Below are 13,559 nucleotides of genomic sequence, written 5' to 3'. Positions count from 1 at the left end.
CCATGGATTCCAGGATCATGACCGCGCTCGGCGACCGCGTGCTGATGCTCGGGCCCCAGCCGGCGGCCGACGGCCCCTACAAGCATTTCAAGCTGACGCGCGATGCCGACGGCGTCGCCTGGCTGCTGTTCGACCGCGCCGGGACAAGCGCCAACACGCTGTCCTCCGACGTGATGGAGGAGTTCGACGCGGTGCTCGCGGCGATCGAGACCGAGCGCCCCGCAGGCCTCGTGATCCGCTCGGCAAAGCCGTCCGGCTTCATCGCCGGCGCCGACGTCAACGAATTCCGCGGCGCCAGCGATCCCGAGATGGTGGAAACGCGCATCCGCGCCGCGCATGCCGTCGTCGATCATCTGGAGGCACTCAAGCTGCCGACGGTCGCGGTCATCCATGGCTTCTGTCTCGGCGGCGGGCTCGAGGTCGCGCTCGCCTGCCAGTCGCGCATCGCCATCGACGGCGCGCGCTTCGGTTTCCCCGAGGTGATGCTCGGCCTGCATCCCGGTCTCGGCGGCACCGCGCGCTTTACCGCACTGGTCAATCCGACCCAGTCGATGGCCTTGATGCTGACCGGCCGCACCATCGATGCACGCCGCGCCAAAGCGCTCGGCCTCGTCGATACCGTGACGCAGGAGCGCCACGTCCGTGGCGCGGTGAAGGACGTGCTGTTCGGCCGGCTGAAGCGGGCAAAGCCTGGCCTGCTCACGCGCGCGGCCAACCTCGGACCGGTGCGTGGACTGCTCGCCAAGCGCATGCGCTCGGAGGCTGCGAAGGCGGCACCGCGCGAGCACTATCCGGCGCCTTACGCGCTGATCGATCTCTGGGAGACGCATGGCGGCAGCAAGGCTGCGATGCTCGGGGCCGAGCAGGCGTCATTCGCCAAGCTGATGGTGACGCCGACGGCACAGAATCTGATCCGCGTCTTCTTCCTGCGCGAGCAGATGAAGAAGGCGGCAGGCTCCGGCAACACGGTGAAGCATGTCCATGTCATCGGCGCCGGCGCCATGGGCGGCGACATCGCGGCGTGGTGTGCGGGGCAGGGGCTGCGGGTCTCGCTCGCGGACATGAAGGCGGAGCCGATCGCGGGCGCGGTGAAGCGCGCGGCCGAGCTTTACGGCAAGATCATCCGCAAACCCACCGACGTGCGCGACGCCCTCGATCGTCTGCTTCCGGACATGGACGGGGAGGGCGTCCGCAACGCCGATCTCGTCATCGAGGCGGTGCCGGAAAAGCTCGAGCTCAAGCAGAAGGTCCATGCCGGCCTCGAGCCGCGGATGAAGCCGGGCGCGATTCTCGCGACCAACACCTCGAGCATTCCGCTTCAGGACCTGCGCACCACGCTGGCGCGGCCAGAGCGGCTGGTCGGACTGCACTTCTTCAATCCGGTGTCGCGGCTGCAACTGGTCGAGGTCGTCAGCCATGACGGCAACGATCCGCAAGTGTTGAAAGAGGCGCTCGCCTTCGTCGGCGCGATCGACCGCCTGCCGCTCGCCGTGAAGAGCTCGCCCGGCTTCCTCGTCAACCGCGCGCTGACGCCCTACATGCTGGAGGCGATGGTGATGCTGGACGAGAAGACCGACCAGCGCCTGATCGACGCCGCGGCCGAGCAGTTCGGCATGCCGATGGGGCCGATCGAGCTTGCCGACCAGGTCGGGCTCGACATCTGCCTCGATGTCGGCGACATGCTGCGCACCAAGTTCGGCGATCTGTTGCCCCCGACACCGGCCTGGCTGCGCGAGAAGGTCGCCAAGGGCGAGCTCGGCCGCAAGACCGGCAGGGGCTTCTACACCTGGAAGGACGGCAAGGCGGAGAAGGCGCCGCTCCCCGAGACCGGCCCGCGTGTGACCGACCAGATGATCGACCGCCTGGTGCTGCCGATGTCCAACGTCTGCGTCGCGGCGCTTCGCGAAGGCATCGTCGACGATCCCGACGCGGTCGATGGCGCCATGATCTTCGGCACGGGGTATGCACCGTTCCGCGGCGGTCCACTGAACTATGCGCGCTCCCGCGGCGTGGATAATGTCGTGTCCACCTTGCGTGAGCTCGCCGAACGATTCGGCGGACGTTTCGCGCCCGACGCGGGTTGGGACAATTTCAAGTGAGCAATCTCAAGTGAGAGAGGCATGAACGAACAGGCGAATACCGGGCCGAACGGCGATCTCTGCATCCGCACGCTGGCGATGCCGGCCGACACCAACGCGAACGGCGACATTTTCGGCGGCTGGCTGCTCAGCCAGATGGACGTCGGCGGCGGCGTGTTCGCCTCGAAGGTGGCGAAGTCGCGCACCGTGACGGTTGCGATCGAGGCGATGAACTTTCGCAAAGCCGTCTATGTCGGCGATCTCGTCTCGGTCTATGCCAATCTCGTGCGTGTCGGGCGCACCTCGTTGACGGTGCATCTGGAGGCGTGGGCGCTGCGCCGCGGAGAGGAACATCCGTTCCTCGTCACCGATGGCAACTTCACCTACGTCTCGATCGACGAACACGGCCGCCCGCAGGCGGTTCGCCCGACCGACACGGCGATCGCGACGTAATCGCGCGCGGCGTATGACCGCGCGGCGCTTCATCCGCGATCGTCGCGTCTTCGCCAAGAACAAGTCATAAAACGGATGAGGTCCCGGCGTACTCAATTGCACGTCGATTCGGGGTGGAAACGGCCTCAAATGCCCAGGAACCTTTGGGCAGAAGTGTCGTTATTTGCCCGCACTTGAGGAATCTACGGGCCATGCCGGACAGCTACATCATCGAAGTCAATTCGCAGACCGCAGGTATCGTCGTTCGTTCTCAAGGAGGCTACTGTTTTTTCGCCTCGTCCGACCGCTTCTACCGCCTCGAAGGCCAGCTCTTCCGCAACGCCCGCGAAGCCGAGCGCGCCGCGCGCAAGCTGGTTAACGGCGATGTGGAGGAAGCGGCGTAGTTTCGCCTGCCCTTCCGGGGCGCGCGTAGCGCGAGCCCGGAATCTTTTGCCGAGTTCACAGCTGCCCTCCCTTCTCCCCTTGTGGGAGAAGGTGGCGCGAAGCGCCGGATGAGGGGTTCTATCGGCGAACTCAGCTGTGAGAGGTGTGCTCGCGGAGGCAACCCCTCACCCGTCTCGCCGCTTTGCGGCGAGCCACCCTCTCCCACAGGGGGAGAGGGTAAGAGGTGCCACTACAATTTCGTCGCCGCGCGTGACAGCAGCTTCCAGTCGTCGCCCTGCTTCTGCCAGTTCATCAGGATGTGAAGGTTGGTCGGCACTTTTTTCCCATCGGCCGTCATCTCCTGTTCCGCCATCCAATGGAAGCGCACGATTGCGGTCGGGCCGACGACCTTGATGGTCGGGTCCTTGTATTCGATCGACAGGAATTTCGATTTGCCGTCGGTGGCGTTGGTGATGAAGGTCGCCTTGTCCTCCACCTTGCCGCTGGAATGGCTGTAGCTCAGATCGTCCCAGCACAGCGCGCCGAGCGCCTTCGGGTCGGCCGCGATCTGGGCGAGGCGGAAGGCCTCCACCTTCTTCGCCACGGCCTCTTCGTCCGCCGAGGCGGCCAGTGCCGGCGTCGTGAGAGCGAGCGCGGCAAGAGCTGGAACGGCCAGGGTCGAGAGAGCCAGATCGCGTCGATTGATCGTCATCGTTTCCTCCTTTTTGATCTTGAAGAGAGTGTTGCAGCCGCGCGCGGCTTTGTCGAGTGGTCACGGCGTCGTCATGTGCATGCGTCATTGCGCGATCGCAGCCATATTGATACGTGTCGCGCATCGATGCGTCGTGCAATTGGGAAAGTACGGAAATGATCGAGGCCAAGGACAATGCGACGGGCAGGGCATTGCTGTTCGACATCGACGGTACGCTTGCCAATACCGACCCGCTGCACCTGAAGGCCTTCAACGAGGTGCTCGGCCCTCGCGGCCATGTCTTCGATCACGCGCGGTTCTCGAGGGAGCTGCAAGGGTTCGCCAATGTATCGATCGGGGAGCGCTTTCTGCCCGACGAGGCGCCGGAACGGCGCGCCTTGATCCTCGATGAGAAGGAGGAAGTCTTCCGCGCGCTCGTCGCCGGGCAGATCGAGCCGCTGCCGGGCCTGATGGCGTTGCTCGACCGGGCGGACGCGGCCGGCGTTCCCATGGTTGCCGTGACCAACGCGCCGCGTCTCAACGCCGAGCTGCTGCTCTCCGGCCTCGGCATCACGCACCGTTTCAAGGCGCTCGTGATCGGCGACGAGCTGCCGCACGGCAAGCCGCATCCGCTGCCCTATCAGGAAGGGCTGCGCTTCGTCGGCGCGAGGCCGGAAACCTCGGTCGCATTCGAGGACTCCCGCACCGGCGTGCAATCGGCCACGGCGGCCGGCATTCCGACCATCGGGATCCGGACCAGCCTCGGCCATGCTGACCTGATTGCAGCCGGCGCGGTCGCCTCCGCCGGCGCCTTCGACGATCCGGACCTGCTCGCGTCTCTGGCTGCCGCGATGGCGTGGTGAGAGGCCTCGTCCGTTAACCGTGATCGGGGCGCGCATTGACCGATCGCGCGAACCGCCGCACCATGCATCTTCCAGATTTGAGGCCATTGCCGTGACCGGATTGACCCATCGCCAAGCCGAAATCCTCAACATCGCGCGCGCCTCCGGCCGCGTCATGGTCGAGGAGCTCGCGCGCCGGTTCGAGGTCTCGGCGCAGACCATCCGCAAGGATCTCAACGACCTCTGCGAACGGCGCTCGCTGACCCGCATCCACGGCGGCGCCATCATTGCCTCGGGCGTGGAAAACCTCGCCTATGAGGCACGCCGCTTCGTCGCCGCCGAGGAGAAGAAGGCGATTGGGGCTGCGGCCGCCTCGCTTATCCCGAACGGATGCTCGCTCTTCATCAACATCGGCACCACGACGGAGGAGGTCGCGAGCGCGCTGACCTCGCACGAGGATCTTCTCGTCATCACCAACAACCTCAATGTCGCGATGCTGCTCTATCGCCATCCCCGCATCGAGGTGGTGGTTGCCGGCGGCACGGTGCGACGCGCCGACGGTGCGGTGGTCGGCTCGACCGCGACGCAGCTGATCGGCCAGTTCAAGGTCGATTACGCCATCATCGGCGCCTCCGCGATCGACGAGGAGGGCGCGCTGCTCGACTTCGACTATCGCGAGGTGCAGGTCGCGCAAGCCATCATCGCCAATGCCCGCAGTGTCATGCTGGTGGCGGATTCGACGAAGCTTCGGCGCAGCGCGCCGGTGCGCATCGCCCACATGACCCAGATCCAGACCTTCGTCACCGACCAGGAGCTGCCCGAGCGCCTCGCCACCATCTGCCACAGCAAGGGCATCGAAGTGGTGGAGGCGATGCCGAAGGGGGCGGATATCGATGATGCGCAGGCCGAAGCGCCGGATGCCGCGCCCGAAGCCGCGCCGGTGGTCCGGCTGAGATAGCGGCTCATCTTCCACGGCGGGGAAGCTGCCCAACCTGCTGGGCCTGCATGGTTCGAGACGCCCGCTTTGGCGGACTCCTCACCATGAGGGTCTGAGATCTCGCGGCAAAACGCGACCTCATCCTGAGGGCCCGCCGCATGCGGGCGTCTCGAAGGATGGCCACAGGCGACCTTTCCGCCACGTTCTTCGTCATATGCAATCGTGCTCCCCCTCCAGGGGAGGGTAGCTCTGCCCCTGCCTACTCCTTCACCCCACTGCCCACAAAAAAAGTTCCTCTTTCACTTCCTTTCGCCTCTCTTTCATCTTGCTTTCGTTTTTCGGTGTGATCTAATCAAAAACGAAAGTAGTCGCTCGAAGGAACGAGCGAATCGCCGGGGGATGCGTCTGTTGGAGCGTATTTTCGACCTCGCCATTATCGGAGGCGGTGTTAACGGCTGCGGCATCGCGCGCGACGCGGTGGGCCGTGGCAACACGGTTTTCCTGTGCGAAATGAACGATCTGGCGAGCGGGACGTCGTCCTGGTCGACCAAGCTGGTGCATGGCGGCCTGCGCTATCTCGAATATTACGAGTTTCGCCTGGTCCGCGAGGCGCTGATCGAGCGCGAGATCCTTTGGGGCATCGCGCCCCATATCATCCGTCCCCTGCGTTTCGTTTTGCCGCATCATGCCGGCCTGCGCCCGGCCTGGCTGCTGCGCCTCGGCCTCTTCCTCTATGACCATATCGGCGGTCGGCACCTGCTGCCGGCGACACGTTCGGTCGATCTCAGGCGCGACGAGGTTGGCCGCCCGCTGATCCCGAACCGCTACAGCCGCGCGTTCGAATACTCCGACTGCTTCGTCGACGACGCCCGTCTCGTCGTGCTCAACGCGCGCGATGCCGCCGACAAGGGCGCCGAGATCCGCACCCGCACCCGCGCGACGGATATCAAGCAGTCCGACGGCATCTGGACCGTCAGCATGGTCGACACGCTGACCGGCGCGCGTTCGTCGATCCAGGCCCGCGCGCTGGTCAATGCCGGCGGCCCCTGGGTCGAGGACGTGCTCGGCCGCGGCGCCGGCGTGAACGCGAAAGCCAAGGTGCGCCTGGTGCAGGGCTCGCACATCGTGGTCAAGAAGCTCTATGACCACGACCGCGCCTACATGTTCCAGAACGCGGACGGCCGCATCATCTTCGTGATCCCGTACCAGGACGACTTTACGTTGATAGGCACCACCGACCGCGACTACGACGGCGATCCCGCCAAGGTGAAGGCGACGCCCGAAGAGATCGAGTACCTCTGCGCCGCCGCGAGCGAGTATCTGGCCAAGCCGGTGACTTCAGCGGACGTGGTCTGGACCTATTCCGGTGTGCGACCGCTTTATGATGACGGCGCCAGCGAGGCCAAGGCCGCGACGCGCGACTACGTGTTCGAGCTCGACACGCCCGGCGGCGTGCCGCTGCTCTCGATCTATGGCGGCAAGATCACGACCTACCGCCGCCTCGCCGAAGAGGCGCTGGAGCGCCTTTCGCCCTATCTCCGCAGCGCGAAAGCGCGCGAGGGCTGGACCGGCAAATGGCCGCTGCCCGGCGGCGACATGGATGTGTCCGACATCGACGGGCTGATCGCCGAGCTCCAGCGCGGCTATCCCTTCCTCGCCCACGCGCATGCGCGCCGCCTCGCGCGCGCCTATGGCACCCGCGCCATCAAGCTGCTCGGCGACGCGAAATCGGCCGCCGATCTCGGCCAGACCTTCGGCGCGACGCTGACCGAGCGCGAGGTCCGCTACCTCATGGCCAACGAATGGGCTGTGACCGCCGAGGACATCGTCTGGCGCCGCTCCAAGCTCGGCCTGCGACTATCTGCCGACGAGATCGCGGCGCTTGACGACTGGATCAGGACCCACGCCGTGTCGCAAAGTCCCCTGCTGGAAGCGGGAGGACGCTCATGACCGTCACCCTCGATCACGTGACCCGGACCGTCGATGGTGTTGCGCACATCCGCGATGTCTCGCTGACGCTCGAGAGCGGCACGCTCAACGTGCTGCTCGGGCCGACGCTGTCGGGCAAGACCTCGATCATGCGGCTGCTCGCCGGCCTCGACAAGCCGACCACGGGCAAGGTGCTGGTCAACGGCAAGGACGTCACCGGCGTCGACGTGCGCCAGCGCTCGGTCGCCATGGTCTATCAGCAGTTCATCAATTACCCCTCGTTCACGGTCTACGAGAACATCGCCTCGCCCTTGCGCGTGCAGGGCAAGCCGCGCGAGGAGATCGAGGCGCGCGTGACGGAAGCAGCAAGGCTGCTCAGGCTCGAGCCGTTCCTGAAGCGCACGCCGCTCCAGCTTTCCGGCGGCCAGCAGCAGCGCACTGCGATGGCGCGGGCGCTGGTCAAGGGCGCCGATCTCGTGCTGCTCGACGAGCCGCTCGCCAATCTCGACTACAAGCTGCGCGAGGAGCTGCGCGCCGAACTGCCGCGCATCTTCGAGGCCTCGGGCGCGATCTTCGTCTATGCCACCACCGAGCCGACCGAAGCGCTTCTGCTCGGCGGCAACACGGTGTGCATGTGGGAGGGCCAGGCGCTTCAGATCGGCGGGACGCCCAACGTCTACCGTCATCCGCAGACGCTGCGCGTCGCGCAGGTGTTCTCGGATCCGCCGCTCAACCTCGTCGGCATCGAGAAGAAGAACGGTTCCGTGCAATATGCCGGAGGCATCGCCGCGCCGGCGTCCGGCCTCTATTCCTCTCTCGCCGACGGCGCCTATCGCGTCGGTTTTCGCGCGCATCAGCTTGCGCTCGCCAATGGCGAGACCGACCGCCACGCCTTCCATGCCACGGTGACGGTGACCGAGATCACCGGTTCGGAGAGTTTCGTGCATCTGACCCGCGACGGATTGAACTGGGTGGCGGTGCTGCACGGTGTGCACGAGTTCGAGCCCGGCCAGACCATCGATGCCGTGCTCGATCCCAACGATGTCTTCGTCTTTGATGCTGCCGACCGGCTGGTCGCGGCACCCGGCAATTCGTGAGGGAGGTGCGCCATGGCCCGCATTGACCTCGTCGATCTCGCCCACTCCTACGGCGGCAATGCTGCGCCGCAGGAAAGCTTTGCGCTGAAGCCGGTGACCATGACCTGGCGGCAGGGCGGCGCCTATGCGCTGCTCGGCCCGTCCGGTTGCGGCAAGACCACGCTGCTCAACGTCATCTCCGGCATCATCACGCCGTCGCGGGGGAAAATCCTGTTCGACGGCAAGGACATCACACCGCTGTCAACCCAGAAGCGCAACATCGCCCAGGTGTTCCAGTTTCCGGTGATCTACGACACCATGACGGTGGGGCAGAACCTGGCGTTTCCGCTGAAGAACCGCGGCGTGCCGAAAGCCGAGATCGACAGGCGCGTCGCCGAGATCGGCCGCCTGCTCGACCTCGAACCCTATCTGAACCGCAAGGCGACGCGGCTCACGGCCGACGCCAAGCAGAAGATCTCGCTCGGCCGCGGCCTCGTCCGTTCCGACGTCGCCGCCGTGCTGTTCGACGAGCCGCTGACCGTGATCGATCCCGAGCTGAAATGGCAACTGCGCTCGAAGCTCAAGGCGCTGCATCGCGAGCTCGATCTCACGATGATCTACGTCACCCACGACCAGACCGAGGCGCTGACCTTCGCCGACACCGTCGTCGTCATGCATGACGGCCGCGTCGTGCAGAGCGGCACGCCGGCCGAGCTGTTCGACAAGCCGGCGCACACCTTCGTCGGCTATTTCATCGGCTCGCCCGGTATGAACATCCTGCCGGCCGAGGTGAGGGGACGCGAGGCCCGGATCGACGGTCACGTCATCGCGCTGAACCGCAGCTACGATCATCTGCCCGCGGGCGCGAAGATCGAGATCGGCGTTCGGCCGGAATTCGTCGAAGCCGTTGCGCCGGCGCCGGGCCTGCTCTCCGCGAAGATCGAGCGCATCGACGACCTCGGCCGCATCCGCTTCGCGCGCACGCGCCTCGGCGACGCGAAACTCGCAGCGCGTGCGCCCGCGGGCTTCACCGGCGCGGACGGCACCGCCGGGCTGAAGTTCGATCCGTCGCATGTCCACGTCTATGCCGACAGCATTCTGGTGGAGGGAGCCGCCTGATGGACAAGACCATCAACCAAAAAGCCTGGTTCCTGGTGCTGCCGGTGTTCCTGGTCGTCGCCTTCTCGGCGGTGCTGCCGCTGATGACGGTGGTGAACTATTCGATGCAGGACACGTTCGGCAACAACCAGTTCTTCTGGAACGGCGTCGGCTGGTTCAAGGAACTGCTCGATCCCTCGACCGATCTCGGCGGCCGCTTCCTCGCTTCCCTCGGCCGCAATCTGTTCTTCTCGATGGTGATCCTCGCCATCGAGGTGCCGCTTGGCATCGTCGTCGCGCTGTCGATGCCGCGTCAGGGCTGGACGGTGGCGGCCTGCCTCGTCATCCTCGCGCTGCCGCTGCTGATCCCGTGGAATGTGGTCGGCACGATCTGGCAGATTTTTGGCCGGCCCGACATCGGGCTGCTCGGCTATGTCCTCAACCACATCGGCCTCGACTACAATTACGTCTCCAACGACATCGATGCCTGGGTCACCGTCATCGTGATGGATATCTGGCACTGGACCAGCCTCGTCGCGCTGCTCTGCTATGCGGGCCTGAAGTCGATCCCGGAGGCCTATTATCAGGCCGCCCAGATCGACGGCGCCTCGCGCTGGGCGGTGTTCAAGGCCATTCAGCTGCCGAAGATGAACCGCGTGCTGCTGATCGCGGTGCTGCTGCGTTTCATGGACAGCTTCATGATCTACACCGAGCCGTTCGTCGTCACCGGCGGCGGACCCGGCAACTCGACCACCTTCGTCTCGATCGAGCTGGTCAAGATCGCGCTCGGCCAGTTCGACCTCGGCAAGGCCGCCGCGCTGTCGCTGGTCTACAACCTCATCATCCTGATCGTCTGCTGGATCTTCTACACCGTCATGACCAATGCCGGTGTCGAACGCAAAGTCCAGGCGGAGAGCGAGCCGGCGGTGGAGCCGAAGCCCTCGGCCGCGCTCAAGCCCGTGCCCGCGCTCAAGCCAAAGGAAGGAGTGGCCTGATGCACTCGATTCCCGGCCGTCGCCTCATCATGGGGCTGTTCCTGGTCTTCCTGCTGTTGCCGATCTACTGGCTCGTCAACATGAGCTTCAAGACCAACGCCGAGATCGTCTCGACGATGACGCTGTGGCCGCATTCCCCGACGCTGCAGCATTATAAGCGCATCTTCACCGACGAGAGCTGGTATTCCGGCTACATCAATTCGCTGGAATACGTCGTCCTCAACACCATCATCTCGATCTCGGTGGCGCTGCCGGCGGCCTATGCGTTCTCGCGCTACCGCTTCCTCGGCGACAAGCATTTGTTCTTCTGGCTGCTGTCGAACCGCATGGCGCCGGCGGCGGTCTATGCGCTGCCGTTCTTCAACCTCTATTCGGCGATCGGCCTGTTCGATACGCCCTGGGCGGTCGCGCTCGCGCACTGCATTTTCAACGTTCCGCTGGCGGTGTGGATCCTCGAAGGCTTCGTCTCCGGCGTGCCGCGCGAGATCGACGAGACCGCCTTCCTCGACGGCTATTCCTTTCCGCGCTTCTTCATCAGGATCCTGGTGCCGCTGATCGCGAGCGGCATCGGCGTCGCCGCCTTCTTCTGCTTCATGTTCTCGTGGGTCGAGCTCCTGCTCGCGCGGACGCTGACCTCGGTGCAGGCAAAACCGATCGCGGCGATCATGACGCGCACGGTGTCGGCTGCGGGCATGGATTGGGGCCTGCTGGCCGCAGCCGGCGTGCTTACCATCATCCCGGGCGCCCTCGTGATCTGGTTCGTCCGCAATTACATCGCGAGCGGTTTCGCGCTCGGTCGGGTCTAGGGAGGCATCGATGGAAGCTATTGCATGGATGGCCTGGACGCCGCCGACGGCGATCTTCTTTGTGGCGCTTGCCTGCACCCTCGCGGTCATGACGTATCTCGCCGCGGTCTATCCCGAAGCCGAGCGCGTCGGCGTGCTCAGCATTCCGACGACGCGGGGCGATCGCCTGTTCATCTCCCTGATCACGGCGGCCGTCGTCCACCTTCTGTGGATCGCCTTCGCCGGCACCGACGTACTCGCCACTCTGCCGATCGGCGAGGAAGGTTTTGAGATTTCGAGCCTCTGGCTCGCAAGTGGGATTTCGCTGGCCACGGCCGTGCTCATTTTTCGCACGGTCTGAAGCTCGCGAAGGGACGGCCAGATCCGGGGGCAACCCGGGCCTGTATAAAATTTTGTCGCTGCAACGGAGGAACAACATGCGACAGTTTAGGAGAAGGAAAGGTCCATTGACCAAGAATAGCTTTCTGACCATGTCCAGCGCCGCCGCCATCATTGCGGCGTCGTTCGCCGTCTCGGCGCCGGTCCGCGCCGCCGACGACGCCGCGATCCAGAAGTGGATTGCGGAATTCCAGCCCTCGACGCTGTCGAAGGACGACCAGAAGAAGGAGCTGGAGTGGTTCGCCAAGGCTGCTGAGCCCTTCAAGGGCATGGAGATCAACGTCGTCTCCGAGACCATCACGACCCACGAATACGAATCGCAGACGCTGGCCAAGGCGTTCTCCGAGCTCACCGGCATCAAGCTCAAGCACGACATCATCCAGGAAGGTGACGTCGTCGAGAAGCTGCAGACCCAGATGCAGTCCGGCAAGAATGTCTATGACGGTTGGATCAACGATTCCGACCTGATCGGCACGCACTTCCGCTACGGTCAGACCATCGCGCTGTCGGACTACATGACCGGCGAGGGCAAGGACGTCACCGACCCGATGCTCGACGTCAACGACTTCATCGGCAAGTCGTTCGGCACGGCGCCGGACGGCAAGCTCTATCAGCTGCCCGACCAGCAGTTCGCCAACCTCTACTGGTTCCGCTACGACTGGTTCACCAATCCGGACTACAAGGCCAAGTTCAAGGCCAAGTATGGCTACGAGCTCGGCGTGCCCGTGAACTGGTCCGCCTATGAGGACATCGCCGAGTTCTTCACGAACGACATCAAGGAGATCAACGGCGTCAAGGTCTACGGCCATATGGACTATGGCAAGAAGGATCCCTCGCTCGGCTGGCGTTTCACCGACGCCTGGCTGTCGATGGCCGGTAACGGCGACAAGGGCATCCCGAACGGCCTGCCGGTCGACGAATGGGGCATCCGCATGGAAGGCTGCCGTCCGGTCGGCTCGTCGGTCGAGCGTGGCGGCGACACCAACGGTCCGGCTGCGGTCTACTCGATCACCAAGTACCTCGAGTGGATGAAGAAGTATGCCCCGCCGCAGGCCCAGGGCATGACCTTCTCCGAGTCGGGTCCGGTGCCGGCGCAGGGCAACATCGCCCAGCAGATGTTCTGGTACACCGCCTTCACCGCCGACATGGTGAAGCCCGGCATCGCCGTGATGAACGCGGACGGTACGCCGAAGTGGCGTATGGCTCCGTCGCCGCACGGCTCGTACTGGAAGGAAGGCATGAAGCTCGGCTACCAGGACGCCGGTTCGGCGACTCTCCTGAAGTCGACCCCGGCTGACCGCCGCAAGGCGGCCTGGCTCTACTTGCAGTTCATCGTCTCCAAGACGGTGTCGCTGAAGAAGAGCCATGTCGGTCTCACCTTCATCCGTGAATCCGACATCTGGGACAAGTCGTTCACCGAGCGTGCGCCGAAGCTCGGCGGCCTGATCGAGTTCTACCGCTCTCCCGCGCGCGTGCAGTGGACCCCGACCGGCAACAACGTGCCTGACTATCCGAAGCTCGCCCAGCTCTGGTGGCAGAACATCGGCGATGCGTCGTCCGGTACGAAGACGCCGCAAGCCGCGATGGACGCACTGGCCGCTGCCCAGGACTCCGTCATGGAGCGCCTGGAGAAGTCCGGCGTGCAGGGCGCCTGCGGTCCGAAGCTGCACAAGAAGGAGTCGGCCGAATACTGGTTCGCCAAGGCCCAGAAGGACGGCACCATCGCGCCGCAGCGCAAGCTCGCCAACGAGAAGCCGAAGGGCGAGACGGTTGACTACGACACGCTGATCAAGTCGTGGCCGGCCACCCCGCCCAAGCGCGCGGAAGTGAAGTAAGCCTCGCGCAGAGCGTCATCAAACACGAAAGGCCGGGAGCGATCCCGGCCTTTTTCTTTTGGCGAGTCAGGTGCGCTG

The 13,559-nt window shown here is 64.8% G+C and carries 13 protein-coding genes; 12 read left to right on the top strand and 1 reads right to left on the bottom strand.

Annotated features, from left to right (window positions below):
* Positions 1 to 2: 2 nt before the first annotated feature.
* From E4K65_RS34480 to E4K65_RS34470, 3 genes are all read left to right on the top strand, one after another.
* Complete coding sequence (locus E4K65_RS34480; protein WP_167771390.1) at positions 3 to 2,099, top strand: 3-hydroxyacyl-CoA dehydrogenase NAD-binding domain-containing protein; 2,097 nt, start codon at positions 3 to 5, stop codon at positions 2,097 to 2,099.
* 21 nt (positions 2,100 to 2,120) lie between these two features.
* Positions 2,121 to 2,531: an acyl-CoA thioesterase gene (locus tag E4K65_RS34475; RefSeq protein ID WP_135177925.1), complete on the top strand. Its 411-nt coding sequence runs from the start codon at positions 2,121 to 2,123 to the stop codon at positions 2,529 to 2,531.
* A 191-nt stretch (positions 2,532 to 2,722) separates the two neighbouring features.
* Entirely contained in the window at positions 2,723 to 2,914 is a 192-nt protein-coding gene (locus E4K65_RS34470) for a hypothetical protein (protein ID WP_135177924.1), read from the top strand.
* Positions 2,915 to 3,144: 230 nt separating this feature from the next.
* Here E4K65_RS34470 and E4K65_RS34465 read toward each other — a convergent pair whose 3' ends face one another.
* A complete protein-coding gene (locus E4K65_RS34465) occupies positions 3,145 to 3,606 on the bottom strand; it encodes a nuclear transport factor 2 family protein (protein ID WP_135177923.1) in 462 nt (153 codons plus the stop codon).
* A 155-nt stretch (positions 3,607 to 3,761) separates the two neighbouring features.
* Between E4K65_RS34465 and E4K65_RS34460 the strand changes: the two genes are divergently transcribed.
* From E4K65_RS34460 to E4K65_RS34420, 9 genes are all read left to right on the top strand, one after another.
* On the top strand, positions 3,762 to 4,448 hold the full coding sequence (locus E4K65_RS34460; RefSeq protein ID WP_167771389.1) for an HAD family hydrolase: 687 nt from the start codon (positions 3,762 to 3,764) through the stop codon (positions 4,446 to 4,448).
* Positions 4,449 to 4,539: 91 nt separating this feature from the next.
* Positions 4,540 to 5,385, top strand: a complete 846-nt coding sequence (locus E4K65_RS34455) for a DeoR/GlpR family DNA-binding transcription regulator (protein ID WP_027543708.1) — start codon at positions 4,540 to 4,542, stop codon at positions 5,383 to 5,385.
* Between the two features lie 378 nt (positions 5,386 to 5,763).
* The gene (gene glpD, locus E4K65_RS34450) at positions 5,764 to 7,314 is read left to right on the top strand and encodes a glycerol-3-phosphate dehydrogenase (protein WP_135177921.1); all 1,551 of its coding nucleotides are present in this window, start codon (positions 5,764 to 5,766) and stop codon (positions 7,312 to 7,314) included.
* A complete protein-coding gene (locus tag E4K65_RS34445; RefSeq protein ID WP_027543706.1) occupies positions 7,311 to 8,390 on the top strand; it encodes an ABC transporter ATP-binding protein in 1,080 nt (359 codons plus the stop codon). The genes glpD and E4K65_RS34445 overlap by 4 nt, the downstream gene beginning before the upstream one ends.
* Before the next feature lie 12 nt (positions 8,391 to 8,402).
* On the top strand, positions 8,403 to 9,488 hold the full coding sequence (locus tag E4K65_RS34440; protein WP_135177920.1) for an ABC transporter ATP-binding protein: 1,086 nt from the start codon (positions 8,403 to 8,405) through the stop codon (positions 9,486 to 9,488).
* Positions 9,488 to 10,462: a carbohydrate ABC transporter permease gene (locus tag E4K65_RS34435; RefSeq protein ID WP_135177919.1), complete on the top strand. Its 975-nt coding sequence runs from the start codon at positions 9,488 to 9,490 to the stop codon at positions 10,460 to 10,462. The genes E4K65_RS34440 and E4K65_RS34435 overlap by 1 nt, the downstream gene beginning before the upstream one ends.
* Positions 10,462 to 11,268, top strand: coding sequence for a carbohydrate ABC transporter permease (locus E4K65_RS34430; RefSeq protein ID WP_027543703.1), 807 nt, complete (start codon positions 10,462 to 10,464; stop codon positions 11,266 to 11,268). Before E4K65_RS34435 ends, E4K65_RS34430 begins: the two co-directional genes overlap by 1 nt.
* A 10-nt stretch (positions 11,269 to 11,278) precedes the next feature.
* Entirely contained in the window at positions 11,279 to 11,608 is a 330-nt protein-coding gene (locus tag E4K65_RS34425) for a DUF2160 domain-containing protein (RefSeq protein WP_135177918.1), read from the top strand.
* A gap of 130 nt (positions 11,609 to 11,738) precedes the next feature.
* Positions 11,739 to 13,481, top strand: a complete 1,743-nt coding sequence (locus E4K65_RS34420) for an ABC transporter substrate-binding protein (RefSeq protein ID WP_167771399.1) — start codon at positions 11,739 to 11,741, stop codon at positions 13,479 to 13,481.
* The last annotated feature ends 78 nt before the right edge of the window (positions 13,482 to 13,559 follow it).

The sequence above is a fragment of the Bradyrhizobium niftali genome, from assembly GCF_004571025.1.
In the GTDB taxonomy this organism is placed as follows: Bacteria; Pseudomonadota; Alphaproteobacteria; order Rhizobiales; family Xanthobacteraceae; genus Bradyrhizobium; species Bradyrhizobium niftali.
Note: the sequence above shows the minus strand (reverse complement) of the source record. Positions and strands in the feature narration are given on the sequence as shown.